Source organism: Sodalis sp. RH22 (genome assembly GCF_047324165.1).
Lineage (GTDB): Bacteria > Pseudomonadota > Gammaproteobacteria > Enterobacterales > Enterobacteriaceae > Acerihabitans.
The window spans coordinates 3,732,936-3,759,485 of sequence record NZ_CP178731.1; the positions used below are offsets into that span (position 1 = coordinate 3,732,936).

The following is a 26,550-nucleotide window of genomic DNA, read 5'->3' on the forward strand; positions in this document are numbered from 1 at the left end:
GATAAAACTTCGTATTGAGTTAATTTATAATTAACGCTGGCTGATTTGATCGTAACTGCCACCGGTGGAGAAATGGACTTTTTGCACTTTCTGCCAGTCGCCGAAGTCATCCTTAAGGGTAAATAATTTAATCTGCGGAAACTCCTTGGCGAACTCTTTGGCGATTGCCGGATCGCGCGGGCGATAATAATTCTTGGCGGCGATACGTTGACCTTCGGTTGAATAAAGATACTTCAGATATTCGGTCGCGATGTCACGCGTGCCCCGCTTGTCCACCACCTTGTCAACCACCGATACGGTAGGCTCAGCCAGGATGGATTCACTTGGCGCCACGATATCGAATTTATCTTTGCCGACTTCATTGACGGCCAGCAGCGCTTCGTTTTCCCAGGCGATCAGCACATCACCGATGCCGCGTTCCACAAACGTATTGGTAGAGGCACGCGCGCCGGAATCCTGTACTTCGACGTTTTTAAACAGGGCTTTGACAAAGTCCTGGGCCTTCGCCTGATCGTTATTATTATGATGCAGGGCGTAACCCCAGGCAGCCAGGTAATTCCAGCGCGCGCCGCCGGAGGTTTTCGGGTTTGGCGTAATGACCGAAATACCCGGTTTAATCAGATCCGGCCAGTCATGGATCTGTTTAGGATTACCTTTACGCACCAGGAAGACAATGGTGGAGGTGTAGGGGGCGGAGTTATCGGGCAGGCGGGTTATCCAGTTTTTATCGATGCTGCCGCGCTCGGCAATCGCATCCACATCGTATGCCAGCGCCAGGGTTACGACATCCGCGTCGAGTCCGTTGATAACCGAAGTGGCCTGTTTGCCGGAGCCGCCGTGCGACTGGCGCACCGTCACCTTATCTCCGGTCTTGTCCTGCCAATACTTACTGAAAGCCACGTTATAATCCTGGTATAACTCACGCGTCGGGTCATAGGATACGTTTAATAATTGAACATCCTTTGCCAGTGCGCTTCCAGATAACAGCATCAACAACAGCCCTGCTTGCCATTTCGACATCGTTCCACTCCCCAAGAGAATTTTTTGTCATGTGAATAGTGCTTAACCAGAGAGTGTCAGAAATCGCTGCGTGTTTTAAAGAATAAAAACGTAATTTATATAATCAAAAGAGATAACCAGTGAATGTGCCGCAACGGCACGGCAAAGGAACGGCGGCGTAACGGGCGTGCTCTGGGATTGGCGTCTACGAGAGGTTGGGCGGAGTAAAGGCGGGTGAGGCAAGAAAGGCCGGGTATTATTCTAGGGGGGCCGGGAAACGCCGCAATGGCGTTCTCATCCGTGAGAACCAAGGCCTTGTCCTTTGGCGGCGCCGTGGCCATCGGCTTGCGGCGCGGATATCAATACAGTTTTTTAGCGCATTCCAGCAAATCGCTTTTAAATGGTCGCTTCATATTTTCTATGGCATCGACGATGTCATGGTGAACCAGTTTTTCGTTTTGCACCCCGACGCAACGCCCGCCGTAGCCTTGCAGCAGCAGCTCAATCGAAAACGCGCCCATGCGCGAGGCGAGGATGCGATCGTAGGCCACGGGGCTGCCGCCGCGCTGGATATGCCCTAAAACCGTGGCGCGGGTCTCGCGGCCGGTCTCTTTTTCGATATATTGCGCCAGCTCGGCAACATTACAGATATGTTCGGTAATGGCGACGATGGCGTGTTTTTTACCTTTGGCGATCCCGGCTTTGATTTCATACACCAGATCGTCTGGTTTGAATTCCACTTCCGGCAGCACGATGAATTCACAGCCGCCGGCGATAGCCGCGGACATAGTCAGGTCGCCGCAATAGCGCCCCATAACTTCGACGATGGAGATGCGCTGGTGCGAGGAGGACGTATCGCGCAGCCTGTCTATCGCCTCGACCACCGTTTCAAGCGCGGTGAAATAGCCGATGGTATAATCGGTGCCGGCGACGTCGTTATCGATGGTGCCGGGCAGGCCAATACAGGGGAAACCCATTTCGGTAAGGCGTTTCGCCCCCATATAGGAACCGTCGCCGCCGATGACCACCAGGGCGTCAAGGTCGCGCTTTTTCATATTTTCTATGGCTATCGCGCGGGTACCCTCTTCCCGGAATTCTGGAAAGCGGGCGGAGCCGAGGAAGGTGCCGCCACGGTTAATCATATCCGACACGCTATAACGGTCCAGCTTCTTCATCCGATCCTGAAACAAGCCGAGGTAGCCGTCATAGACGCCGTACACTTCCAATCCCTCGGACAGGCCGGCGCGCACCACGCCCCGGATCGCTGCATTCATGCCTGGTGAATCACCGCCGCTTGTCAGTACACCGATTTTCTTAATCATGACTACCTCTGAACTTTAAATATAATTGTAGAATACACTATGCCGGCTGAATATCGGGTCCCATTTGCACTAAGGCCCTTGGCTTATGGTAAAAATAGTATCTCAAATCCGATTTGCTGAATTGATTCAGGTCAGGCAACATCCGACTATCTGCTGGTTTTAAGCCATATGATAATGCATTGCATTTCCGCTTGCCCGCGCTTTTTTTCGCCACAAAAAGGATATGGGGTGCCGATAAACGCAGCCGCGTAATACCATAATGCCGCCGCCGGATGAATGCAGCATTGCAGTTGATAACAGATGTTACCGTCTCGCTGTACGCCTCCGATGCCATATGGCCGACGCCCGGTTTTTCCGAGCGGGTCGCATCCAGGATCTTCAGGGATCTTCAGGCAAAAAAAAACCCACCTTTCGGTGGGGAAGACAGGGATGGTGTCTATGGCAAGGAAAAATGGGAATGCACTATTTACTTACTTACGCGTTACGGTACTCATCACAACTTTTCACATCTCACATCACTACACTGGGCGTTGCTACTCGTTACTCAACGCTGGCTTCTGGGACGAAGTTTGGGTCATTTCCGCCATCTGCAGCTGGATCTCGGCGATACGCTGCTGATGTTTTTGATTCAAAATTTGTCTTTGCTCCGGGGTCAGCAGGTTGTACATTTGGTTGCGTACTTTGGCCATTTCAACCTGACGGATCACCTGCTGCTGCGCCATTTTTTCCGTTTGGGCCCGCACTGCCGGTTCGTCAAAATTTTCCGCCGTCACCAATGTATGCAGCCGTTCCATTTCGCTAATATTAAAGCGAGGAGTGGCAAGCAGGGCCTGACTCATTAAATCACGCATTTGTTGCCGCTGTTGTTCGGTGAGCCTGACGCCGTCAAACATGCTGTAATGGCTATCGCTTAGCCGACTGGCGATATCATCGTGATGCCAACTTTCCGTAGCGGTCTGCTCGCCGGCCAGGGTGCTTCCTGTTACCAGGGCGGCGGCGATGACCAATACGTTAAGCTTGTGCATCCTTAACCCCTTGACTCTTTCTTTGTTGCTTAACCATGAAGTCATTCTACTGAGGCCGCTGCAAACATGCGTCAGGGGATGTAAAGCTACGTAAAGTCATGGATTGGTAGTGATTGTTGACGTATTTTGCATCATGAGGTGAATAAAAATGAATAAAATCCTTTTGGTTGATGACGATCGCGAATTAACAGCATTATTAAAAGAATTGCTCGAGATGGAAGGCTTTGAAGTCCTGGTCGCCTATGACGGCGAGCAGGCGCTGAACATGCTGGACAGCTCGGTGGATTTGCTATTGCTTGATGTGATGATGCCGCGCAAAAACGGTATCGATACGCTTAAGGAGCTGCGCCAGCAGCATCAAACGCCGGTGATTATGCTGACCGCGCGCGGCAGCGAACTGGATCGGGTGCTGGGGCTTGAGCTGGGCGCGGATGACTATCTGCCCAAACCGTTCAACGATCGCGAGCTGGTGGCGCGTATTCGGGCCATTTTACGCCGTTCGCACTGGACCGAGCAGCAGCAGGCCGGCGATGCCGGCACGCCCGCGCTGGAGGTGGATTTTCTGCGCCTGAATCCGGGGCGTCAGGAAGCCACCTTCGACGGCGTTGCGCTGGAGCTGACCGGTACCGAGTTTACGCTGCTTTACCTGCTGGCCCAGCATCTTGGCCAAGTGGTCTCCCGCGAACACCTGAGCCAGGAGGTGCTGGGCAAACGCCTGACGCCGTTCGACCGGGCGATCGATATGCATATCTCCAACCTGCGGCGTAAACTGCCGGAACGCAGGGACGGGCATCCGTGGTTTAAAACCCTGCGGGGACGAGGCTACCTGATGGTATCCGCCGCATGATAAACAGTTTAACCGCCAGGATCTTCGCCATTTTCTGGCTGACCCTGGCGTTGGTGCTGATGCTGGTGCTGATGGTGCCCAAGCTGGATTCCCGTCAGTTGACGCCGCTGCTCGACAGCGAACAGCGCCAGGGCATTATGCTGCAACAGCATGTGGAAGCGGAGCTGGCGGGAGATCCTGCCAACGACCTGATGTGGTGGCGGCGGCTGTTCCGCTCCATCGATAAATGGGCGCCTCCCGGGCAGCGGCTGATTCTGGTCACCAGCGAAGGGCGGGTCATCGGCGCCCAGCGTAATGAAATGCAGGTTATCCGTAATTTTATCGGCCAGTCCGACAACTCCGATCATCCGCAAAAGAAAAAATATGGCCGCGTGGAATTGGTGGGGCCGTTCCCGGTGCGGGACGGCGAGGATAACTATCAGCTGTATCAAATCCGCCCCGCCGGCAATTCACAGTCGGACTTCATCAGCCTGATGTTCGACCGGCCGCTGCTGCTGTTGATTGTCACCATGCTTATCAGCATCCCGCTGCTGCTCTGGCTGGCCTGGAGCCTGGCGAAACCGGCGCGTAAACTCAAGCATGCCGCCGATGAGGTGGCCCGGGGCAATTTGCGCCAGCATCCCGAGCTGGAAGCCGGTCCACAAGAATTTCTGGCCACCGGCGTCAGCTTCAACCAGATGGTCAGCGCCCTGGAAAGAATGGTTAATGCCCAGCAACGCCTGCTGTCCGATATTTCCCACGAACTGCGCACCCCCCTGACGCGTTTACAGCTGGCCACCGCCCTGATGCGGCGTAAACATGGCGAGGGCCATGAACTGGCCCGTATCGAGACCGAGGCGCAGCGTCTGGACTCGATGATTAATGATTTGCTGGTGCTGTCGCGCAATCAGCATAAGAACGAATTGACCCGCGAATACGTCACGGCCGGCGATTTGTGGAACGATGTGCTGGACGATGCCAAATTCGAAGCCGAACAGATGGGCAAAACCCTGCGCATCGCCTCGCCTCCCGGCAATTGGATGCTGGTCTGCAATCCCGCCGCGCTCGACAGCGCGCTGGAAAATGTGGTGCGCAACGCCCTGCGTTACTCGAATCAGCAAATTTCGGTGACGTTTACCGCCGATCAGCAGGGGGTCACCATTATCGTCGATGACGACGGGCCGGGCGTCAGCGCTGAAGATCGCGAACAGATTTTTCGCCCGTTCTATCGCACCGATGAAGCGCGCGATCGCGCATCCGGCGGCTCGGGACTGGGCCTGGCCATTGTCGAAAAAGCGGTGGAGCAGCATCACGGCTGGGTTAAAGCGCAAGACAGCCCGCTTGGCGGGCTGCGGCTGGTCATGTGGCTGCCGTTGCATCACCGGCGCCCGGCGGCGGGCACGGAGAACAAAGCCGAGAGCAAATAAGACGCGGCCGGAAGTAGGCAATTGCGGCATGGCGGCGTTTTATTTGCTATCCTTCGCCCTCGTCAAGGGGGCACCATGCTACACATCGTTTTATTCGAGCCGGAAATCCCGCCAAATACCGGCAATATCATACGCCTGTGCGCTAATACCGGGTTTCAGCTGCATCTGATCGAGCCGTTGGGGTTTACCTGGGATGATAAGCGCCTGCGCCGCGCCGGGCTGGATTACCATGAGTTCGCCGATATCAGGCGTCACCATGATTATGGCGCCTTCCTGGCCGCGCAGGCGCCGCGGCGGCTGTTTGCCCTGACCACCAAGGGCAGTCCCGCCCACAGCGCGGTGAGCTATCAGCCGGGAGATTATTTGCTGTTCGGTCCGGAAACGCGCGGCTTACCGCCCGCCATTCTCGATACCCTGCCCGGGGATCATAAAATCCGCATTCCAATGCAACCCGGCAGCCGCAGCATGAATCTGTCCAATGCCGTCGCAGTGGTGGTTTATGAAGCCTGGCGCCAATTAGGGTATGAAAGCGCGCGCCCGTAGCCGTTAACGCCGGTCAAATGCCGTCGCCATATTCAAAACCATGGCCGCCGAAGAACTGGTCCATATCCATGGAGGGCTTATCGCTATCCGGCCGGCCGACAATCCTTGCGGGCACGCCGGCGGCGGTGGTATGGGGCGGCACCGATTGCAGCACCACGGAACCCGCGCCGATTTTGGCGCCCCGCCCGACCTCGATATTGCCAAGGATAGTTGCGCCGGCGCCAATCATTACGCCTTCGCGGATCTTGGGGTGGCGATCGCCGCTGGTTTTTCCGGTCCCGCCGAGCGTGACCGACTGGAGGATGGAGACATCGTTTTCCACAACGGCCGTTTCACCGATAACGATACCGGTGGCATGATCGAGCATAATGCCGCAGCCGATATTGGCGGCCGGATGGATATCGACGCCGAAGGAAACCGAAATCTGGTTTTGGAAATAGATCGCCATCGCCTTGCGATCCTGGCGCCACAACCAGTGGCCTATGCGATAGGCCTGCAGGGCGTGGAACCCCTTGAGATACAGCAGCGGGGTGGAAAATTTATCCACCGCCGGATCGCGCAGGCGCACCGCGTGGATATCGCGCGCGGCCGAAATAATCATCTGCAGATCGGCGCTGTAGGCCTCTTCGACGATTTCCCGGATGGCGATGGCCGGCATAATCGGGTTGGCGAGCTTATTGGCCAGCATATAGCTGAGCGCGCTGCCGAGGTTTTCATGTTTGAGCAGGGTCGCATGAAAAAAACTGGCCAGCATGGGTTCACAATCCGCCAGCAAACGTGCTTCAGCTTTAATGTTATTCCAGACTAATTCCAATTCTTCAGTGGACATACTCACTACCTTCCGCGGATGGCTATCTTCTGACATACCGGCGTCAGCCGCCGGTTTTCTCATCTTTCTGCGCCCGGCCCAGCAAGGTCAGGGCGGCTTCCCGGGCATTTTTATCCCGGTAGAGCACCTGGTAGATTTGCTCGGTGATCGGCATTTCCACCCCTGCGCGCCCGGCCAGCGCCAGTACTTCCTTGGTGTTACGGTAACCTTCCACCACCTGGCCGATGGTATCCTGCGCGGACTGCACATCGATGCCCTGGCCCAGGAGCATGCCGAAACGCCGGTTACGGGATTGATTGTCGGTACAGGTCAATACCAGGTCGCCCAAACCGGCCATGCCCATGAACGTGCTCGGATCGGCGCCCAGCGCCGTGCCGAGGCGGGTCATTTCAGCCAGTCCGCGGGTAATCAGGGCGGTACGGGCGTTGGCGCCGAAACCGATGCCGTCGGACATGCCGGCGCCGATGGCAATGACATTTTTAACCGCGCCGCCGAGCTGGACGCCGATAAAATCAGGGTTGCCATAGACCCGGAAACTTTTGCCGCAGTGGAGTAAATTCTGTAAATCCGCCGAAAAAACGGCGTCGGTGGCGGCCAGGGCGATAGCGGTGGGCAGGCCCGCCGCCAGTTCCTTGGCAAAGGTCGGTCCGGAGATGACCGCCAGGGGAATAGCGTCACCCAGCACGTCGCGCGCGACATCCGCCAGCAACCGTCCGGTTTCCGTCTCCAGGCCCTTGGTCGCCCAGACCACCCGCGCATCCGGCCGCAGGTGCGGCTTAAGCTGCGTCAGGACGCTGCCGAACACGTGGCTGGGGACTACGATCAACACATCGCGGCCGGCGGCGAGCGCCAGCGATAAATCGCTCTCCAGGCGCAGCGAGGGCGGGAAAGGCACATCGGGCAAGAACGCCTGGTTGCACCGCGCCGCCTGCAGCGCCTGGATATGTTGCGGATCGTGCCCCCACAGCACCACCTCATGACCGTTGCGTGCCAGGGTAATAGCCAGGGCCGTACCGTAGGAACCGGCACCGATAACAATCATTGAGGCGTTAGCGTGCATTATCAGGCTTCCTGCGCCGGTTGGCTTCCTTCGCTTTCCGACTGCTGTTGCAGGTAGTTCATGAACAAGGCGTCAAAGTTTACCGGCGCCAGGTTCAACTGCGGGAACGTGCCGCGCGAAACCTGGCTGGTGATGCATTCACGGGCATACGGGAACAGGATATTCGGGCAGTACGCGCCCAGGCAATGGGCCATTTGCGTGCCGTCGATGCCGGAGATGGTGAAAATCCCCGCCTGCTGGACTTCACATAAAAACGCGGTTTCCTCGCCCAGCGAGGCAGTGACGGTAACCCGCAGCACCACTTCATAGATGCCTTCCGCCAGCTGGCTGGAAGCGGTATCCAGATCCAGTTTGATTTCCGGCTGCCATTCCAGCTGGAAAACCTTCGGCGCGTTCGGCGCTTCAAACGAGACGTCTTTGGTGTAGATACGCTGGATCTGAAACGCCATCTCGGTACTATTTTGTTCTGACATTAAAAAAACCCTATGGTTAATTTGCTGCATGCGCCCGCGCACGTCAGCCGGCCCCGTCTATTTCAGCAGGGGATCCAGGCCGCCGCGCGCATCAAGCGCGTGTAAATCATCACAGCCACCCACGTGCTGTCCGTCGATGAAAATTTGTGGAACCGTGGTGCGCCCGCTGCGTTTAATCATTTCTTCCCGTTTATCCGCGTCCCCGTCAATGGGTATTTCCTGGAACACGGCGTTCTTGCGGGTGAGTAAAGCCTTGGCGCGATGGCAATATGGACACGTTGATTTAGTGTAGATTTCTATATTGGCCATGGTTCCCCCTCTCAGGTGATAATTTATTTACCCCGGACCAGCGGTAAATTTTCTCCGCTCCAGCCGGATATGCCTTCTTTCAGAACATAAACCCGATCAAAGCCTGCTTTATTCAGGTTTTCGGCCGGTTCGCGAGACGTGCTGCCGGTAGCGCAAACGACAATAACCGGTTTGGTCTTGGCCTTGTCAAGCTCGCCCAGGCTGCCGCTTTTTATCTCGGCCGACGTCAGGTTAAGCGCGTTGGCGATATGCCCTTTACGGTAATCATCCCGGGTACGCAGATCAACGATCACTGCGTCTTCCTTGTTGATCAAGCGGATGGCTTCGCCGCGGGAAATTTCATTAACCTTGGAAAAACGATTTTTGAACGTTGTTACGATGACGGCGATCAATAAAGCGACCCACGCCAAACATAGCATAGGGTGATCGCTGACAAACTGCGTAATTTCTTGCATGGGGTGTAAAAGCTCCCGTTAGTTGTGGCCACGCTTTAAAGCCTTCGAGTATACCCTCGCATTACGGCAAATTCAGCCAATATACATGACCGGAAAGAAGAAACTACCTGCAATGCGCGTCATGTCGCTAAAAACCGGGCGGTTTATCAACCGTTTCCTCCGGTCCGCGCGCGCCGCCGCCGCGGTATTGCCGCAAGAGATGACTGGTAAGCGGCTGGTCAACGTGGAATAATCCAGACAATGAGGGGAAAGGCATCGTTGAACAGATTGAGTCACAGGGAAAACGGCCCGCAGCGCCGTCCTTCCGCGCGAAAACTTACCATGTACGCCAGCATTATCTTCGCTGGCGTTATGTTATTGCCTGCCAGCAGCCATGCCGAGGATAACAAGGAACAGCTCAAAACCCTGCAGCAAAGCATTGCCGAAAAAGAAAAAAACGTGCATTTGCAACAGCAGCAGCGCGGCAAACTGCTCGGACAGTTGAAACAGCAGGAAATCGCCGTTTCCCAATCCAGCCGCATCCTGCACGAAACGCAGACCACGCTTGCGGCGCTGGACAAGGCTATCGCCCGGCTGAACCAGTCCATCAAACAATTGGAAGCGCGTTTGGCCGAGCAGCAAAAACTGCTGGCACAACAGCTTGACGCCGCGTTCCGCCAAGGCCGCAATGCGGGCATGCAGCTGATTCTGAGCGGTGAGCAGAGCCAGCGTAACGAGCGTATCTTCGCTTATTACAGCTACCTGAATGAAGCGCGGGAAAAATCCATCCGCGACCTGGGCGCGACCCGGCAGGCGCTGGCGGACCAGAAAAAAGACCTGCAGCAAAAGCAGCAGCAGCAAACCGCCCTGTTGCAACAGCAGCACGCGCAGCAAGATGCGCTGGAAAAAGCCCGCGCGGCCAGGCGTAAAACCCTCTCCGGTCTCGACTCGTCTATCGCGCAGGATCAGCAAACACTGAACGAACTGCGCCAGAACGAATCGCGACTGCGGGATAATATCGCCCGGGCGGAGCGGGAAGCGCGGGCGCGGGCCGAGCGTGAAGCGCGGGAGGCGCAGCAGGTGCGCGAACGTCAGGAACAGGCCAAACGCAAAGGCGATACGTATAAACCTTCGCCCAGCGAACGCGCCCTGGTATCCCGCACCGGCGGCCTGGGCCAGCCGGCGGGCCAGGATCTGTGGCCGGTCCGGGGACGTACGCTGCATCGGTTTGGTGAATCCCTGCAGGGTGAACTACGCTGGAAGGGCATGGTCATCGCCGCGGCCGAAGGCAGCGAAGTCAGGGCCATCGCCGACGGACGCGTCCTGATGGCCGACTGGCTGCAGGGATATGGGCTGGTAGTGGTGGTTGAACATGGCAAAGGCGATATGAGCCTTTACGGTTATAACCAGAGCGCGCTGGTCAGCGTGGGCGCCCAGGTCCGATCCGGCCAGCCTATTGCGCTGGTGGGCAGCAGCGGCGGCCAGGGCACTCCTGCGCTTTATTTTGAAATTCGTCGCCAGGGCCAGGCGGTGAATCCGTTACCCTGGTTAGGAAGATAGTTTGCTAAGGAAAAACCTTCATCGCATTTTAGTCTGCACGCTGCTCGCCGCCTCCACCGGTGTGGACGCCGGCAAACTGGCCATCGTCATTGATGACTTCGGCTATCAGCCGCATAACGAGTATCAGGTACTCGCCATGCCGACGGCGGTGTCGATTGCGGTGCTGCCGAATGCACCCTACGCGCGGGAAATGGCCACCAGGGCGCATCAGCAGGGGCGCGAAGTGCTGATCCACCTGCCGATGGCGCCCCTGAGCAAGCAACCCCTGGAACGCGATACCCTGCGCCCCGAGATGAGCCGCGATGAAATAACGCGCATCGTGCGCGACGCGGTCGGCAAGGTGCCCTTCGCCGTGGGGGTCAACAACCATATGGGCAGCGCCATGACCTCAAGCCTTGGCGGCATGCAGAATGTCATGCAGGTGCTGAAACAATACCCCTTTTATTTTCTCGATAGCATGACCATCGGCAACAGCCAGTCGCGCCAGGCGGCGGCGGGCACCGGCATCAGCGTCATCAGGCGCAACGTTTTTTTGGACGATACCAGCAACGAAGCGGACATTCGCCAGCAGTTTAACCGCGCCGTGGCCCTGGCCCGGCGTAACGGTTCAGCCATCGCCATCGGTCACCCCCACCCCAATACCGTCAGGGTCTTGGCGCAAATGTTGCCCACGCTGCCCGCGGATATTGTGCTGGTGCGCCCGAGCATGTTATTGAATGAACGTTACGCCCCGGCCCCCGCGCCGGAACCGAAGCCCGTCAGGCCGCGCAACCCGTTCCACGGCATCCCGCAATGTACCGTGAAACAGGCGCCGCCGCCGGTGTACGCCGACGCCATGTTCAAGGCCATATTCTCTAGCCTGGATGAGACGCGGCGGGTTATGCTCGGGGAGCATGGCAAACCGCTCCCGGCGCCGCTGCGCCCGGAAAAATAGCGGATCCCGGCAATAAATAACGAAATAGTGACGGGGCGGTGCCCGCGTTAATGTACCTTAAATGATAATCATTCAAATATTGGGAATGCATGACGATGCCACAAAGCCGGATGAAAATTCTTCTCTTGGACAGCGGCAAGGAATGGGGCGGCGGCACCAACAGCATGCTGGAATTGCTTAAACGCATCGACCGCGAAAAATTCGACATCAGCTGCTGTTTTTACAATAATTATGCCCGCGATAATAACGAAACGGTCAGCGAGGTCCTGGCCGCGCTGGGGATTCAGGTGTTCTTCATTCCCCAGACCCGGCAACCTGCCTGGGCCAAATGGGGCAAGGAAATCCTGCGCACCCTGCTTTTCTTCAATAAAAAGGTTCGTCTCGCCGCGATTTACGCCATCGACAAAATCTGGCGAATTGATCCCAATATCAATAAAATCAGTTCATTACTGGAAATGGGCCAATATGATATTTTATATATGAACAACCAGCCCAGCTCCAATGTCGAGGGGTACTACGCCACCATGGGCTTATCGACCACCGTGGTGCAACATTGCCGTATCGAACCCGTGATGAGCCGCCAGATAGTCAGAATGGTCAATACCCTGTGCCATGCCATTATCTCGGTATCCTCCGGGGTGCAGGACAAGCTGATCCAAAGCGGCGTGCAGCCGGAGATCTGTTATACGGTGTTTAACGGTATCGACATCGATCAGCCCCTGCCGGACGGACTCCCGCTGCGCCACACCCTTGGCGCCGACGATCACACCTTTATCTTCGGCAGCATAGGCTCGCTTATCCCGCGCAAGGCCCATCACCATACCCTGCAGGCCCTGCATTTATTCAACCAGGCCTACCCCGAGGCACGCTGGAAAATGGTGATCGTCGGCGCGGGTCCCGAGCATCAGCGATTGGTCCGGATGGCCGCCGGCTTTCGTCTGCTGGATAAGGTGATTTTTACCGGTTTCAAAAGCAACGCCATGGAATACCTGGCCGCCTTTGATACCTTCATCCTGGCGTCGCGCAGCGAAGGACTGCCGCGCGTGATCCTTGAAGCCATGCTGCTGAATACGGTGGTCATCGGTTCCGATGTCACCGGCACCATGGAATTGATTAAACATCAGGAAACCGGACTGCTATTCCCCTACGGCGATACCCAGGCCCTGTTCAAACAGTTGAAAACGGTTTACCTGGACGCCCAATACCGCCGCACGCTGGCCCAGCAGGCCAACCATATGGTAAAGACCCACTTCACCATTGATAAATATGTCCTGGGTGTCGAAGCCGTGCTCGGCAGCATAAAAACGCTTTGAGGTAGATATGTTCGAATTTCTTAACGCCAAATATCGCCATATCGTCCGTCGTCATAATATCGCTTATGACGAAAAAATAGACGCTTCCCTGCCTTGGGTGCCGGTAACGTCCGTCGTGATCCCCTCGGTGGGCGAGGATTATATTGAGGAAGCGATGCTGAGCGCCACCTTTGCGCAGCGTTATGCGCAGGAGGTGCGTGAAATCGTGATTGTCACCGACCAGCCGGCGCATAAATTCCCGCCGCTGCCCGAAAAGGTCAGGATAGTTACCCTGGCGCTGGAAACCCGTGACGGCGATTATCGCTATAAACAAATCTATCTCAGCCGCCTGGTCAAGCTGCAGGCGCCCCTGCAGGCCCGCACCGAGGGTATATTGATGATCGATTCCGATTTGAACCTGCTGCGGATGCCCGTTATCCGCCTGGTGGACGATCATATTTACTCCAGTTTCCGGCAGGGGAAAATGACGGCTAAACTCAGCCGCGCCGCGCCGGAACGCATCCCGGCATATTATCGCGATGCCGTGCGGCCGGGCCTGCTGGATCATGTTAACGGCGCTTTTCTTGCGGCTACGGCCAGCACCTGGCGGCGGATGTGTCCCATATGGACGGCTTTTTTCATCGATACCTGGACGCAGTTGGGCGATGATCAGCCGCCGACCGACCAATTGCCTCTGGCCGCCATGCTCGATACGCTTGATATCCGCACCATCAACCTGGGCGACTGGATGAATTGGCCGGTGTCGAAAAAAATCGGCGGCACGCCCTCGGTGATTCCAGCGCAGGTAGTGGGGGCGCATGGAGGTTTTCCGCTGGCGGAGTGGCAAAAATATCTGGCGTCCCCCGATGGCGAACTGCTGTTCAAATCACAGGATTATACCCGAAAAGTGCGCTATCTCACTGATAATGAAAAGCAATCATTATGACTGCATGCATTCCTCATGGCATGGCGATAACCCGGCGGCATTTTACCGCACGGATACTAAGGTCACAGAGGAAATGGTATCATAGTGGACATAAAGGAGCAGACACAGTGCCAGCTCCGCGTAAGCTCAACAAGGGTATCCCATGATAGTCGTCACAGGTGGGGCCGGATTTATCGGCAGTAATATTGTTAAGTCGCTGAACAACCTCGGGCACAGCGATATCCTGGTGGTGGATAACCTCAAGGACGGCACAAAATTCATTAATCTGGTAGAGGCGAATATCACCGATTATATGGATAAGGAAGATTTTATCGCCAGCATCATGGCCGGCGATGATTTTGGCGATATCGAAGCCGTATTCCATGAGGGCGCCTGTTCCTCCACCACCGAATGGGACGGCAAGTATATGATGGATAACAACTATCAATACTCCAAGGAGCTGCTGCATTATTGCCTTGAGCGTTCGATTCCCTTTCTGTACGCCTCCTCCGCCGCCACCTACGGCGGCAGGACGGAACATTTTATCGAACAACGGCAGTACGAGCAGCCGCTGAATGTTTACGGCTACTCAAAATTCCTGTTCGATCAGTATGTTCGCGCTATATTGCCGGAAGCCGAGTCCCAGATTTGCGGTTTTCGCTACTTTAACGTGTATGGTCCGCATGAAGGTCATAAAGGCAGCATGGCCAGCGTCGCGTTCCATTTGAATAACCAGATCAATGCCGGTGAAAACCCCAAATTATTTTCCGGCAGCGAAGGCTTTAAACGTGATTTCATCTACGTCGGCGATGTGGCCGAGGTGAATTTATGGTTTTGGCAAAAAGGGGTTTCCGGTATTTTCAACTGCGGCACCGGACGGGCGGAGTCCTTCCAGGCGGTAGCGGACGCGGTGCTGGATTTCCATAAAAAAGGCCAGATTGAGTATATCGATTTCCCCGAGAAACTCAGGGGGCGTTACCAGGCTTACACCCAGGCCGATCTGACCCAGCTGCGGGCCGCGGGCTACACTAAGTCGTTCAAAACCGTGGCCGAAGGCGTGGGCGAATATTTAGCATGGTTAAATCGCAACCATTAATGCACAGGCAAGGATGATATCAGCGGTATGAAAATACTGGTTATCGGGCCGTCGTGGGTTGGCGATATGATGATGTCGCAAAGCCTGTACCGTACCCTGCTGAGCCTTCATCCCGGCGCGGAAATAGAGGTGATGGCGCCCGATTGGTGCCGTCCGTTGCTAAACCGTATGCCGGAGGTGAAGCAGGCGCTGTCGATGCCGCTTGGCCATGGCGCGTTGGCGTTGGCGCAGCGGCGGCGGCTTGGCCTCAGCCTGAAAAAGCAGCATTATCAGCAGGCCATCGTACTGCCCAACTCCTTCAAATCCGCCCTGGTGCCTTTTTTTGCCGGCATCGCCAGGCGCACCGGCTGGCGCGGTGAAATGCGCTACGGCCTGTTAAACGATCTGCGCGTGCTGGATAAAACCGCGTTTCCCCTCATGGTGCAGCGCTATGTGGCGCTGGCATATGATAAAGCGGATATCCGCAGCGCGGAGGATTTACCGCAGCCATTGCTCTGGCCGCGCCTTGAGGTCCGGCGGGATGAAATCCTGGCTGCCCGCGCCGCCTTTTCCCTCACCACGGAACGGCCGGCCATCGGTTTTTGTCCCGGCGCGGAATTCGGGCCGGCCAAGCGCTGGCCCCATTATCATTACGCCGCGCTGGCAGGCACGCTTATCGCCCGCGGCTATCAGGTCCTGCTGTTCGGCTCGGCGAAAGATCGCGCCACCGGCGACGAGATAACCGGCATGCTGGAGGCGTCCGCGGGCGAACACTGCCGCAATCTGGCGGGGCAAACATCCCTTGAACAGGCGGTGGCCCTGCTGGCCGGTTGTCGGGCGGTGGTCAGCAACGATTCCGGCTTGATGCATATCGCCGCCGCGCTGGAGAGACCCCTGGTGGCGCTTTACGGCCCCAGCAGTCCCGATTTTACCCCGCCGCTGGCCCGGCATGCCAAAGTGATCCGTTTAATCAGCGGTTATCAGCGCATCCGTAAAGGGAGCGACGCACAAGGCTATCATCAGAGCCTGATGGATATCCAGCCCGAGCGGGTGGCGGCGGAGCTGGACACACTGCTCGCTGCGGATGAGGGGCGCTGATGCAGGTGCTGATTGTCAAAACCTCCTCCATGGGCGACGTGCTTCATACGCTGCCCGCCCTGACCGACGCCATGCATGCGTTGCCGGGCATTCGTTTTGATTGGGTGGTGGAAGAAGGTTTTGCGCAGATCCCCTCATGGCACCCGGCGGTCGACCGGGTGATACCGGTGGCAATCAGGCGTTGGCGCAAAAACTGGTTTGGCGCGGCAACCCGCCAGGAACGCTGCGACTTTAAGCGCCAGCTGCAGCTAAAACGCTACGATCGGGTGATCGATGCGCAGGGATTGATAAAAAGCGCCGCGCTGGTGACCCGGGTTGCCCGGGGGGAAAAACATGGACTGGATGGCAAAAGCGCGCGTGAACCTTTTGCTAGCTGGTTTTATAATCATCGCCATCACATCGATCGCCAGCAGCACGCCGTTGAGCGCATTCGCCAGCTGTTTGCCGCCAGCCTCGGTTATGACGTGCCGGCGGGGCCCGGGGATTATGCCATTGCCGGACATTTTACCGGCGCCGCCCCCCGGCATGATCCTGTCGCGCCTTATCTGGTTTTTTTGCATGCCACCACCCGGAAAGAAAAACATTGGCCGGAAACGCATTGGCGCGAGCTGATTGAATTGTTATCGCCCAGCGGTTTTGACATCAGGCTGCCCTGGGGCACCGCGTCGGAATATGAACGCGCCCTGCGTCTTTCAGACAATTTCCCTTCAGTTGTGGTGCTTCCCAGGCTTAATCTGGCGGGAGTGGCCGACGTGCTGGCCGGCGCGACGGCGGTGGTCTCGGTTGACACCGGCTTAAGCCATCTTGCCGCCGCGCTCGATCGGCCGAATATTACGCTATACGGTCCCACCGATCCCGGGCTTATTGGTGGTTACGGCAATAATCAGCATGCATTGCAGTCAGAGGATAACCGGCTGGAGAATCTCCCGGCAACGCGTGTTTACGCCGAGTTGGCTGCCCTGTTATCGCGTGAGGCAAGCGGACGAATTAACTAATGAGCTATGTGTTTCTGTTTATTTTATTGCTACCAATAAAGTTAGCGCTAAAGCCATTCCAAAAGCACACTGGTAGAAATTTAATTATCCAAACCGCCAAGATTGGCGATTTTGTCAATATCACGCCGCTGCTGCAGCAGCTTGGCCGATCGGACGCGCTGCTTAGCCGGACGGTGGCGCCGCTCGCCTCCCGCGACAGCACGCTGGCGGACTACTTTTTTATTGAAGAATACAAGTCCGGCTTGGTAAAAAAAATGCGTTTGGCGCTGAAGCTGCTTAACCGCTATAGCAATGTCTACCTGCTGCAACCCAATAGCACCAACCTGTTTTACGCCGCCGTCTGCAATGCGCCCAATAAACAGTTTCTTACCGTCTACACGCGCAAATGGTACCACGGCATTTTTTATCTGACGGCCTCAGGCTGCGTTGAACACCGCCGCGACACGCTGACGCTTGAGAACTACCTGAAGCTTGCCGACCGCTCTCTGACCTGGCGCAGCCAGCCCAAACATGCCACGTTTCCGCTCTGGCAACCGCCGCGGGCATTGCCGATACCTGACGCGCCGGGGAAAATAAAAATCGGCATCAGCATCTCCGCCGGCAATAAAGCCAAAACCATTCCCGCCGCCGTCTGGGGGCAAATCCTGGCCACCCTTGCGCCCCTGCCCTGTGTTTTTTATGTTTTCGGGCCACAGGATGAACAGCGCTACCTGGACGAGTTTTACCAGGTTAACGGCGACGCCGGCAATGTGGTTAGCCTGGTCGGACAGTTGCGGCTGGAGGAAATTCCCTGCGCCATAGCGCGCATGGATTGCTACATAGCATCGGATTCGGGCAACGTGTATATCGCCGACGCGCAGCGGGTACCGGTAATCTGTCTGGCGGGCCCATGCTGTATGGCCGAACAGCGGCCTTTGGGCCAGGTGCTTATCATCGCGCCGGCGGATATTGCGCCATCATCGTTTGTATTTTCCGCGCCTTACCGCTTTGAACACTCGCCGCTCAGATTATTTGCGCTAACGCCGGCTAATCGCGACGATATTTTCGCCTTTGTTGCTAGACTTAGTCATAAGGAAGTGATCAATGGATAGCAAAGTCGTGACAAACATGATTGAGCATCAAGAGATGCTCATTGATACGTTGCCGGCCGCCTCCCAACCTGTCTGTCATATTGCGTTTGGCGTTGATAACCAGTATGCGCGCGGTATGGGTGTAACGTTGTTTTCTTTGCTGGAAAATAATCCGGATAGCTATTTTCATATCCATATTTTCAGCAACGGCTTGGCCGATGACGTCAAAAAGAAGCTGCTTACCCTGGTGGCGGGGCGCGCGCTTGCCATGACATTATACAAATACCATAGCGGCTGTTTTGATGACATGCCCTGTATCGGCCGGTATGCCAAAACGATTTACTACCGTATTTTTATTCCGTTAATACTTAAGGACAGGGTGTCGCGGGTGATCTATCTGGACGCGGATACGTTGTGCATTGGTAGCATCAAGCCCTTGATTGATCTCTCTTTTGATAATTACACCCTCTGCGCGGTCAACGATAATAAACGCGCGCGCGCTACGCTTTGCCCGGAGCTGAGCCTGGCCTCGGGAAATTATTTTAATTCGGGGTTTCTGTATATCAATGTCCCGCTATGGCTGGAGCGTAACACCACCGCGCGCTTGCTGAAGGTACTGAACGAAAAGGGCGATTATTTCCGTTTTCCCGACCAGGATGCGCTTAACCTGGTGTTGGAAAAAGAAGTCCTGCTATTGCCTAAAAAATATAACTACATCTATGATATTATTGCCAATAAGGTCAATCATCGGCCCAAACTCCCCGCCGATACCGTGCTGATCCACTACACCGGCAAATGTAAACCCTGGCATTTATGGGGCTCGGGGCCGTTGGCCGATCTCTACAGTACGTATTATCTGCGTACGCCCTGGCAATCCGAACCCTTGGATATCCCGGTCAAACATAAGGAAATGAAGCGCTACGCTTATGTGCTTTGGTTTCAAAAGCGTTATTCTGATAGCCTGATGTGGCTGATAAGATACATAAAAAATAAATATTTCCATGCTGGAACCGCTAAATGATTGCTTTGAATAATGCTTATCGCTGGCGCAATGTTGATCACGTTCTTTCGCTGACCTACTTTTTTCTCATCAGTATTTCCATCGCTTTTTTTTTGTTTTCAGGACCGGTGAGCCGCAATGCGTTTTACATCCTGACCTATATCAGCGTCATACATTTCCTCATCCTGGTTTTCAAAGTCGATAAAAAAATTCATTTTTACGTTTTTCCGACCTTGTTTTTCCTGCTGGGCCTGAGCAAATTAGTGTGGCTGTCATTAACCAGCAGTCCCGATTTTCCCTTGGTTGCCTACCATTATCAAATTAGCGGTAAGCGTATGGTTCTGGGGGCTTTTGTGCTTTACTGCATCGAACGCAACAGGACAACCTGGCATTTCAGCTTCCGCGCCGCCAACCTCGCCGGCTATCTGATGTTCGCGCTGCTGGCGATCATCGCTATCACCGATACGCTGCAATACCTGAAGACCGGCGTGCGGATAAAAATCAACGCCGATGCCGCCACCTCGGGCGCCTATATGCTGGTGCTGTTTTCAATGATCGCCGTCTACTGCCTGCGCCGATTTGCGCCGCATCTCTACCGTCCGCTCTGCCTGCTGGCCATCGGCCTGACCCTGGTGACATTGTTGGCCACCGAGACCCGTTCGGCCTTGGTGTTTTATGGGATATTCGTGATCTTTTGCCTGGGGCATGAATTGTTTTACGGCAAAAAAAACCATAAACGCATTTTTGCCACCGCCATTGTGATTTTAGGGGTCTGCGCCCTGCTCTACGGCAAATCCTATTATCACCCGGCGTTGGACCGCCTGGACGGTATCCAGCAAGAGGCGGAGCTCTATATGCAAGGTCAAAACAGCACCTCGCTGGGAGCGCGGCTTAGCTTATGGAAATCCGCCTGGCACAGTTTTGGCGAGCACCCGTTCGGACAATCGGTGGACAGCCGCAATGCGCTGGCAACGCGCTATATTCAGCAGCACGAAGCGGGAAACCAGGAAGCATTGAATAACGTACAATATCACATGCATAACGATCTGCTGGATACGCTCTCATTACAGGGTATCTTTGGCGCGCTTTTGATGCTGGCGGTGTTTGTGGCGCTGCTGGTTTACCCGTTTGTCCTGTTTTCGGGCGCGGGGGCATTTTTACTGCTGTCGCTGCCGGTGGTTATCTTTAGCCAGGTCGACTGCCAATTTTATAATCGCGAATCGCCCTACTTTATCATGATGGTTTTGGGTTATCTGCTGCTGTTGCGCCAGGTCGCCCCGGCCCCCGAAACGGTAAAAAGCCGGGTAGACAGCGCTGATAAGACCACCAATGCCGTTTAACCTTGCAAGCCTATCGGCCGATACGGCCCGGGGGTATAGCGTCACTTTGGCCGGAAAGTTTATTGTATGACTGCTAACATGCCGTCCGTAGCCCCCGTTAAGCTGAGCGTCATTATCCCCCTGTATAACGCGGGCGAAAAGTTTGCCGCTTTTATGGATTCGCTGCTCGCCCAGACGCTGCATGACATTGAGATCATTATCGTCAACGACGGTTCCACCGACGGTTCGCAAACCCTGGCCCAAAAATATGCGCAAGACTACGGGCATATTACCGTTATCAACCAGCCCAACGGCGGCGTATCGCGCGCGCGCAATGCCGGCCTGGCCATTGCCCGCGGCGCTTATGTCACCTTCCCCGATGCCGACGATCTGCTGTATCCCGCGCTGTACCAGACGCTCATGGACATGGCCGAGGGGGATGACCTTGACGTCGCCCAATGTAACGGCGAGCGTTTTTTCCTTGGCTCGAAGCGCATTAAAACGTTAATACCGCCGGAGCGCCTGACATCCACCGGGGTGCTGGACGGACCGACCTGGCTGCGCAAGGCCCTGGCGACCAGACGCTATCTGCATGTGGTATGGCTTGGCATCTATCGCCTGGCGTTGATAAGACAGCTCAACCTCAGCTTTGAGCCGGGATTGCATCATCAGGATATTCCCTGGACCACGGAGCTGATGTTCAACGCCCGCCGGGTGCGCTATACCCAAGAGGTGCTGTACCGCTATTACATCCATGATCAGTCCATCAGCAATCAAAAAAGAACCGGCATGAAAAACGTTGAGTACCAGCGCCATTACATCCGCATTGCGCAACGCCTGGAAGAAATAAACCAACGCTATCGCGGCAAGATAACAATGTATCCCGAATTCGCCTTCCAGGTGACGCATGAAGCATTATCCGTTTGTCATTCCCTGCGCCGCGAACCTGACCCGGCGGCCAGGCAAATCATGATTAATGATATCTTTGCCAGCGGAACCCATAAGCGTATGATCCGCAATGCCCGCGGCATTAAGCAGTGGTACCAGCTATTGCTGTGGCTGCGCAGGATCTATGCGTGGCGCGAGCGCTGAATTTTAGCGTAATTCCATGGTCTGAGTTATCAGAATATCAATAGGTCTGCGCCAACATGTCCATTCGCCATGCCGTTCCATCCGCCCCGGTAAAAAGAATTCTGTTAATCAAACTACGCCATCACGGCGATATGCTGTTGACCACGCCGGTTATCAATACCCTGCGCGGGCACTATCCTGATTGCGAAATCGATGTGCTGCTCTACAAAGAAACCGAAGCCATACTCCGCTACCATCCGGCGATAGCGGTTATCCATGCCATCGATCGTTCCTGGAAAAAACAAGGCATCCGCTATCAGCTTAAACAGGAGCTGGCGCTGCTGAAAAGCATTCGCGCCCGCCATTTCGACCTGGTAATCAACCTGGCCGATCAGTGGCGCAGCGCCGCCATCACGTTATTAAGCGGGGCGCCGGTGCGCATCGGCTTCAATTATCAAAAACGGCAGTCGTTTATCTGGCGCAGGGCGCATACCTGCCTGGTCGCCACCGACAACCATGGCGCGCTGCATACCGTTGAGCAAAACCTTAGTATCCTGGCGCCGCTGAATATCGCGATTACCGACCGCCGCGCCTCGATGCACTACTCGCCCGATGACGAGGCCAGCCGGCGGCGCCTGCTGGCCGAACGCGCCGTCACCGGCGAATATATCGTTATCCAGCCCACGTCGCGCTGGACCTACAAATGCTGGGACGACGCCAAGATGGCGCAGTTAATCGACGCCCTGCAATCCCAGGGATTAGCCATTATCCTCACCGCCGGGCCGGATAAAAAAGAGCGCGACATGATCGCGCATATCCAGTCCCTTTGCCATAATCCCCAGGTCGTCTCCCTGGCGGGGGAGCTGACGCTGACCCAGCTGGCGGCGCTTATCGATCATGCCAGGCTGTTTATCGGCGTCGATTCGGCGCCGATGCATATGGCCGCGGCGCTCAATACCCCCTGCGTGGCCTTGTTCGGCCCGACCAAACTGCAGCACTGGCGGCCGTGGAGCGATAACAGCACCGTGATCTGGGCCGGCGATTTTGCCGAGATCCCGCGGCCCGACGCCATAGATACCCGGACACGGGAGCGTTATCTCGACGCCATTCCCGTTGAGACGGTATTGGACGCCGCGCGGTATTATTTATCAACAGCACCGTAAGCAGGGCATGATGAAAAAAACCAGGCTGGCGATAGTCCGGCAAAAGTACCGCCCCGACGGCGGCGCGGAGCGTTTTATTACCCGGGCGCTGGATGCCCTGGATAATTCCGGGCTGGAACTGAATATTCTGACACGGCAATGGTCGGGCGAACCCCGGCCCGACTGGCATGTGCATATCTGCAACCCGGCCAAATGGGGCCGGGTGTCCCGCGAGCGCGGTTTTGCCCGGGCCGCCCGGCGTTGCTGGCAACATGAGCATTTCGATTTAGTGCAAAGCCATGAGCGTATCGCCGGCTGCGATGTTTTCCGCGCCGGCGACGGCGTGCACCGGGTCTGGCTTGAGCAGCGGGCGCGTATTATCCCGGCGCACCAGCGGTGGCTGACCTCGTTAAGCGGCTATCACCGTTATGTGCTGGCGGCGGAAGAGGCGATGTTCCACGCGCCCGAGTTAAAAAAGATCATTTGCAATTCCCTGATGGTGAAAAACGACATTATCCGTTGCTATCAAGTGCCGGAAGAGAAATTCGCCCTGATTTACAACGCCATCGATTCGACCCGCTTTTATCCCGCCGCGCCGGAACAGCGCAGGCGCGCCAGGGAGCACATGGTTATCCCGGAGCAGGCCTGCGCCCTGATCTATGTCGGTTCCGGATTTGAACGCAAAGGGCTGAAAGCGGCCATCGCCGCCATCGCCGCCACCGATCGCTACCTGATCGTGGTGGGCCAGGATAAGCAGCAGGATAAATATCGCGCTTTCGCCCAGGGATTAGGCTGCCTGCAGCGCATTCGTTTTGTCGGGGTACAAACGGACGTACTCCCCTTTTATCATGGGGCCGACGGTTTGATTTTACCCACCCTCTACGATCCGTTCCCAAACGTAATACTGGAAGCCATGGCCTGCGGCCTGCCGGTGATTACCAGCGAGCGCTGCGGCGGCGCGGAGTTTATCGAGGCCGGGAGAGAAGGATTTGTCTGCGATGCGCTGGATATCAAAACGCTGACGGAGTGCGCCAACGCCATACCTTCGCGCCAGCGCCAGCCCGGAATGGGTCTGGCCGCCCGTGAACGGGTGAAAGACTGTACTCCCGCGCGTCTTTCCCAGCAATTGACCGGGCTATACACCCAATTGTTATCCGTATAAAAACACTTGATATAATGTGGGAAAGCGACTTATCTGTTAGCATGGACGCGCTTAAAATGCGCTTTTAATAATTTGGTTAAACATTAACTCTGCACACCAGCCGCGGTGCCTTACTATAGCTAACTATAATGATCTATAACATACTCATCTATCTTATCCAGCCGCTGATATGGATTCGGTTATTATGGCGCAGCCGTAAGGCGCCGGCATATCGCCGCCGCTGGGCTGAACGCTACGGATATTGCCAGGGCAAGGTAAAACCCGGCGGCATTATGCTGCATTCGGTATCGGTCGGCGAGACCCTGGCGGCGATACCTTTGGTGCGCGCACTGCGCCACCGTTACCCTTTTTTGCCCATTACCGTCACCACCATGACGCCCACCGGCTCGGAGCGGGTCCAGTCCGCCTTCGGCAAGGATGTGCACCATGTTTATTTGCCCTACGATCTGCCGGGGGCCATGAACCGTTTCCTGAACCAGGTGAATCCCAAGCTGGTTATCGTGATGGAAACCGAACTTTGGCCTAACCTGATCAAAGCCCTGCACAAACGTAAAATCCCCCTGGTGGTCGCCAACGCGCGTTTATCCGCCCGCTCCGCCGCCGGTTACAAAAAATTCAGCACGTTTATCGCCCGGATCATGGAGCGGATTACGCTTATCGCCGCGCAAACCCAGGAAGACGGCGACCGCTTTCTGCAACTGGGGCTGAAACGAAACCAGCTGGCCGTCACCGGCAGCCTGAAATTCGATATATCAGTCACCCCGGAACTGGCGGCGCGGGCGCTGACGCTGCGGCGCCAGTGGGCGTCGCGCCGCCCGGTATGGATTGCCACCAGCACCCACGAAGGTGAGGAAACCCTTCTCCTGCAGGCCCATCGCCAGCTGCTGGCCGCCTTTCCCGATCTGCTGCTGATCCTGGTGCCGCGCCATCCGGAACGCTTCCCGGTGGCGCGGGAAATGACGCAAAAGGCCGGTTTAACCTCGATATTACGCAGCTCCGGCGATATTCCCGCTCATGATACGCAGGTGGTGATCGGCGACACCATGGGCGAGCTGATGCTGCTGTACGGTATTGCCGATCTGGCCTTTGTCGGCGGCAGCCTGGTCGAGCGCGGCGGCCATAATCCGCTGGAGGCCGCGGCCCATGCCATCCCGGTGCTGATGGGCCCCCATACCATCAATTTCAAGGACATCTGCGGCAAGCTTGCCGAAGCCGGGGGATTGATTACCGTGACCGACGTCCCGACGCTGGTCAAGGAAATCACTACCCTGCTGACCGACGAAGATTATCGCCTGTATTACGGCCGTCACGCGGTGGAAGTGTTGCACCAAAACCAGGGCGCCCTGCAGCGGCTGCTACACTTGCTGGAGCCATACCTGCCACAGCGGAGTCAATAAATGCCGTCGCAAACGCGTCTGTCGGTGGTGCTCATTACCCATAACGAAGCCGGGCTGCTGCCGGACTGCCTGGCATCGGTGCAATGGGCGGACGAAATCGTGGTGCTGGACTCATCCAGCACCGACTCGACGCGCCACATCGCCCTGCAGGCCGGCGCCCGGGTTTTTGAAGCCGAAGGGTGGCCGGGCTTCGGTAAACAGCGCCAGCGCGCGCAGGGGTACGCCACCGGGGATTTTATCCTGATGCTCGACGCCGATGAACGGGTAACACCCGGCCTCAAGCGCGCCATTGAACAGATAATCCGCCTGCCCCCCCAACCTGATACCGTTTACAGCTGCGCGCGCTCCAACCTGTTTCTCGGCCGCTTTATGCGCCACAGCGGCTGGTATCCGGATCGGGTGGTACGGCTGTATGCCCGCCAACACTTTCGCTACAACGATAATCCGGTGCATGAATCCCTGGATATCGGCAGCGCGCGGGTCGTCAAACTTGAAGGTTGCCTGCAACATCTTACCTGCCGCGATCTGATGGCCTTCCAGCGCAAACAGCTGCAATATGCCGAGGCCTGGGCGCTTGAGCGCCACCGGCAAAATAAAAAATGTGGTTTTTTCGCCATCATCGGACATACGCTCGGCGCGTTTATCAAGACCTGGCTGCTCCGCGCCGGTTTTCTGGACGGCAAGCAGGGTTTGTTGCTGGCAATAGTGAACGCGCAGTATACATTTAATAAGTATGCCGCCCTGTGGGCGCTTGGCCGCACTATCAAGAGAGAAGCCTGATGACAACCAAAGCCATTTATCCGGGCACCTTTGATCCGCTCACCAACGGCCATCTCGATTTGGTGACCCGCGCCGCGAAGATGTTCGACCACGTGATCCTGGCCATTGCCTACAGTCCGAGCAAAAAGCCGCTGTTTTCCCTTGAGGAACGCGTCGACCTGGCCCGGCAGGTTACCGGCCATTTGCCCAACGTCGAGGTTATTGGTTTTAGCGATTTGATGGCCAACTTTGCCCGCCAGCAGCAGGCCAATATCCTGGTGCGCGGACTGCGGGCGGTATCGGATTTCGAATATGAAATGCAGCTGGCCAAGATGAACCAGCACCTGATGCCGGAACTGGAAAGCGTGTTCCTGATGCCGGCCCAGGCGTGGTCTTATATCTCATCGACGCTGGTCAAAGAGGTCGCCCTGCACGGCGGCAACGTCGATCATTTCCTGCCGGACCCTATCGCCCGGGAAGTCAACGCGCGCCTGCAGCCCTGAC

General features: G+C 56.3%; 27 protein-coding genes. 19 read left to right on the plus strand and 8 right to left on the minus strand.

From position 1 onward, the window contains the following. Nucleotides 1-30: 30 nt before the first annotated feature. From ACL2XN_RS16930 to cpxP, 3 genes are all read right to left on the minus strand, one after another. Nucleotides 31-1,020, minus strand: coding sequence for a sulfate ABC transporter substrate-binding protein (locus tag ACL2XN_RS16930; protein ID WP_410012720.1), 990 nt, complete (start codon nucleotides 1,018-1,020; stop codon nucleotides 31-33). 338 nt (nucleotides 1,021-1,358) lie between these two features. Then, a complete protein-coding gene (gene pfkA, locus ACL2XN_RS16935) occupies nucleotides 1,359-2,321 on the minus strand; it encodes a 6-phosphofructokinase (protein ID WP_410012721.1) in 963 nt (320 codons plus the stop codon). Nucleotides 2,322-2,854: 533 nt separating this feature from the next. Then, the gene (gene cpxP / locus ACL2XN_RS16940) at nucleotides 2,855-3,346 is read right to left on the minus strand and encodes a cell-envelope stress modulator CpxP (protein WP_410012722.1); all 492 of its coding nucleotides are present in this window, start codon (nucleotides 3,344-3,346) and stop codon (nucleotides 2,855-2,857) included. A 148-nt stretch (nucleotides 3,347-3,494) separates the two neighbouring features. Between cpxP and cpxR the strand changes: the two genes are divergently transcribed. From cpxR to trmL, 3 genes are all read left to right on the plus strand, one after another. Beyond that, nucleotides 3,495-4,193, plus strand: a complete 699-nt coding sequence (cpxR, locus tag ACL2XN_RS16945) for an envelope stress response regulator transcription factor CpxR (RefSeq protein ID WP_413729119.1) — start codon at nucleotides 3,495-3,497, stop codon at nucleotides 4,191-4,193. After that, a complete protein-coding gene (gene cpxA / locus ACL2XN_RS16950; RefSeq protein WP_410012724.1) occupies nucleotides 4,190-5,599 on the plus strand; it encodes an envelope stress sensor histidine kinase CpxA in 1,410 nt (469 codons plus the stop codon). The genes cpxR and cpxA overlap by 4 nt, the downstream gene beginning before the upstream one ends. A gap of 75 nt (nucleotides 5,600-5,674) precedes the next feature. Further along, the gene (gene trmL / locus ACL2XN_RS16955) at nucleotides 5,675-6,142 is read left to right on the plus strand and encodes a tRNA (uridine(34)/cytosine(34)/5-carboxymethylaminomethyluridine(34)-2'-O)-methyltransferase TrmL (protein ID WP_410012725.1); all 468 of its coding nucleotides are present in this window, start codon (nucleotides 5,675-5,677) and stop codon (nucleotides 6,140-6,142) included. A gap of 13 nt (nucleotides 6,143-6,155) precedes the next feature. On the opposite strand, the gene cysE is transcribed toward trmL, so the two are convergent. The 5 genes from cysE to ACL2XN_RS16980 are packed head-to-tail and all read right to left on the minus strand — an operon-like array spanning nucleotide 6,156 to nucleotide 9,268. Beyond that, nucleotides 6,156-6,971 (minus strand): serine O-acetyltransferase, encoded by an 816-nt coding sequence (gene cysE / locus ACL2XN_RS16960; protein ID WP_410012726.1) that lies wholly within the window; start codon nucleotides 6,969-6,971, stop codon nucleotides 6,156-6,158. Between the two features lie 43 nt (nucleotides 6,972-7,014). Further along, a complete protein-coding gene (gene gpsA / locus ACL2XN_RS16965) occupies nucleotides 7,015-8,031 on the minus strand; it encodes an NAD(P)H-dependent glycerol-3-phosphate dehydrogenase (RefSeq protein WP_410012727.1) in 1,017 nt (338 codons plus the stop codon). A 2-nt stretch (nucleotides 8,032-8,033) separates the two neighbouring features. Further along, entirely contained in the window at nucleotides 8,034-8,504 is a 471-nt protein-coding gene (gene secB, locus ACL2XN_RS16970; protein ID WP_410012728.1) for a protein-export chaperone SecB, read from the minus strand. Between the two features lie 57 nt (nucleotides 8,505-8,561). Further along, nucleotides 8,562-8,813 (minus strand): glutaredoxin 3, encoded by a 252-nt coding sequence (grxC, locus tag ACL2XN_RS16975; RefSeq protein WP_331122111.1) that lies wholly within the window; start codon nucleotides 8,811-8,813, stop codon nucleotides 8,562-8,564. 23 nt (nucleotides 8,814-8,836) lie between these two features. Further along, nucleotides 8,837-9,268 carry a rhodanese-like domain-containing protein gene (locus tag ACL2XN_RS16980; protein WP_410012729.1) on the minus strand — a complete coding sequence of 144 codons (432 nt, stop codon included), beginning with the start codon at nucleotides 9,266-9,268 and terminating at the stop codon, nucleotides 8,837-8,839. A gap of 240 nt (nucleotides 9,269-9,508) precedes the next feature. Here ACL2XN_RS16980 and envC point away from each other — a divergent pair, with 240 nt between their 5' ends. The 16 genes from envC to coaD all read left to right on the plus strand — a co-directional run bounded on the left by envC (nucleotide 9,509) and on the right by coaD (nucleotide 26,549). Then, on the plus strand, nucleotides 9,509-10,807 hold the full coding sequence (gene envC, locus ACL2XN_RS16985) for a murein hydrolase activator EnvC (RefSeq protein WP_410012730.1): 1,299 nt from the start codon (nucleotides 9,509-9,511) through the stop codon (nucleotides 10,805-10,807). A gap of 1 nt (nucleotide 10,808) precedes the next feature. Continuing rightward, entirely contained in the window at nucleotides 10,809-11,741 is a 933-nt protein-coding gene (locus ACL2XN_RS16990) for a divergent polysaccharide deacetylase family protein (protein WP_410012731.1), read from the plus strand. Between the two features lie 95 nt (nucleotides 11,742-11,836). Continuing rightward, nucleotides 11,837-13,054 (plus strand): glycosyltransferase, encoded by a 1,218-nt coding sequence (locus ACL2XN_RS16995; RefSeq protein ID WP_410016661.1) that lies wholly within the window; start codon nucleotides 11,837-11,839, stop codon nucleotides 13,052-13,054. Nucleotides 13,055-13,061: 7 nt separating this feature from the next. After that, complete coding sequence (locus ACL2XN_RS17000; RefSeq protein ID WP_413727406.1) at nucleotides 13,062-13,979, plus strand: hypothetical protein; 918 nt, start codon at nucleotides 13,062-13,064, stop codon at nucleotides 13,977-13,979. A gap of 142 nt (nucleotides 13,980-14,121) precedes the next feature. Beyond that, on the plus strand, nucleotides 14,122-15,054 hold the full coding sequence (rfaD, locus tag ACL2XN_RS17005; protein ID WP_410012733.1) for an ADP-glyceromanno-heptose 6-epimerase: 933 nt from the start codon (nucleotides 14,122-14,124) through the stop codon (nucleotides 15,052-15,054). Nucleotides 15,055-15,081: 27 nt separating this feature from the next. Next, complete coding sequence (rfaF, locus tag ACL2XN_RS17010) at nucleotides 15,082-16,131, plus strand: ADP-heptose--LPS heptosyltransferase RfaF (protein ID WP_413721804.1); 1,050 nt, start codon at nucleotides 15,082-15,084, stop codon at nucleotides 16,129-16,131. Next, nucleotides 16,131-17,126: a lipopolysaccharide heptosyltransferase RfaC gene (gene rfaC / locus ACL2XN_RS17015; RefSeq protein ID WP_413729121.1), complete on the plus strand. Its 996-nt coding sequence runs from the start codon at nucleotides 16,131-16,133 to the stop codon at nucleotides 17,124-17,126. The genes rfaF and rfaC overlap by 1 nt, the downstream gene beginning before the upstream one ends. Further along, on the plus strand, nucleotides 17,126-18,217 hold the full coding sequence (locus ACL2XN_RS17020; RefSeq protein WP_413729122.1) for a glycosyltransferase family 9 protein: 1,092 nt from the start codon (nucleotides 17,126-17,128) through the stop codon (nucleotides 18,215-18,217). The genes rfaC and ACL2XN_RS17020 overlap by 1 nt, the downstream gene beginning before the upstream one ends. Continuing rightward, a complete protein-coding gene (locus tag ACL2XN_RS17025) occupies nucleotides 18,210-19,217 on the plus strand; it encodes a glycosyltransferase family 8 protein (RefSeq protein ID WP_410012737.1) in 1,008 nt (335 codons plus the stop codon). Before ACL2XN_RS17020 ends, ACL2XN_RS17025 begins: the two co-directional genes overlap by 8 nt. Then, nucleotides 19,214-20,536 carry an O-antigen ligase family protein gene (locus ACL2XN_RS17030; protein ID WP_413729124.1) on the plus strand — a complete coding sequence of 441 codons (1,323 nt, stop codon included), beginning with the start codon at nucleotides 19,214-19,216 and terminating at the stop codon, nucleotides 20,534-20,536. The genes ACL2XN_RS17025 and ACL2XN_RS17030 overlap by 4 nt, the downstream gene beginning before the upstream one ends. Before the next feature lie 66 nt (nucleotides 20,537-20,602). Beyond that, nucleotides 20,603-21,607, plus strand: a complete 1,005-nt coding sequence (locus ACL2XN_RS17035) for a glycosyltransferase (RefSeq protein WP_410012739.1) — start codon at nucleotides 20,603-20,605, stop codon at nucleotides 21,605-21,607. Nucleotides 21,608-21,663: 56 nt separating this feature from the next. Next, nucleotides 21,664-22,749 (plus strand): putative lipopolysaccharide heptosyltransferase III, encoded by a 1,086-nt coding sequence (gene rfaQ, locus ACL2XN_RS17040; protein WP_410012740.1) that lies wholly within the window; start codon nucleotides 21,664-21,666, stop codon nucleotides 22,747-22,749. 10 nt (nucleotides 22,750-22,759) lie between these two features. Continuing rightward, entirely contained in the window at nucleotides 22,760-23,890 is a 1,131-nt protein-coding gene (locus tag ACL2XN_RS17045; protein ID WP_413730985.1) for a glycosyltransferase family 4 protein, read from the plus strand. A 128-nt stretch (nucleotides 23,891-24,018) separates the two neighbouring features. Beyond that, nucleotides 24,019-25,287: a lipid IV(A) 3-deoxy-D-manno-octulosonic acid transferase gene (waaA, locus tag ACL2XN_RS17050; protein WP_413721801.1), complete on the plus strand. Its 1,269-nt coding sequence runs from the start codon at nucleotides 24,019-24,021 to the stop codon at nucleotides 25,285-25,287. Then, on the plus strand, nucleotides 25,288-26,067 hold the full coding sequence (locus ACL2XN_RS17055) for a glycosyltransferase family 2 protein (RefSeq protein ID WP_413729125.1): 780 nt from the start codon (nucleotides 25,288-25,290) through the stop codon (nucleotides 26,065-26,067). Continuing rightward, the gene (gene coaD, locus ACL2XN_RS17060) at nucleotides 26,067-26,549 is read left to right on the plus strand and encodes a pantetheine-phosphate adenylyltransferase (protein WP_410012743.1); all 483 of its coding nucleotides are present in this window, start codon (nucleotides 26,067-26,069) and stop codon (nucleotides 26,547-26,549) included. Before ACL2XN_RS17055 ends, coaD begins: the two co-directional genes overlap by 1 nt. Nucleotide 26,550 lies beyond the last annotated feature (1 nt).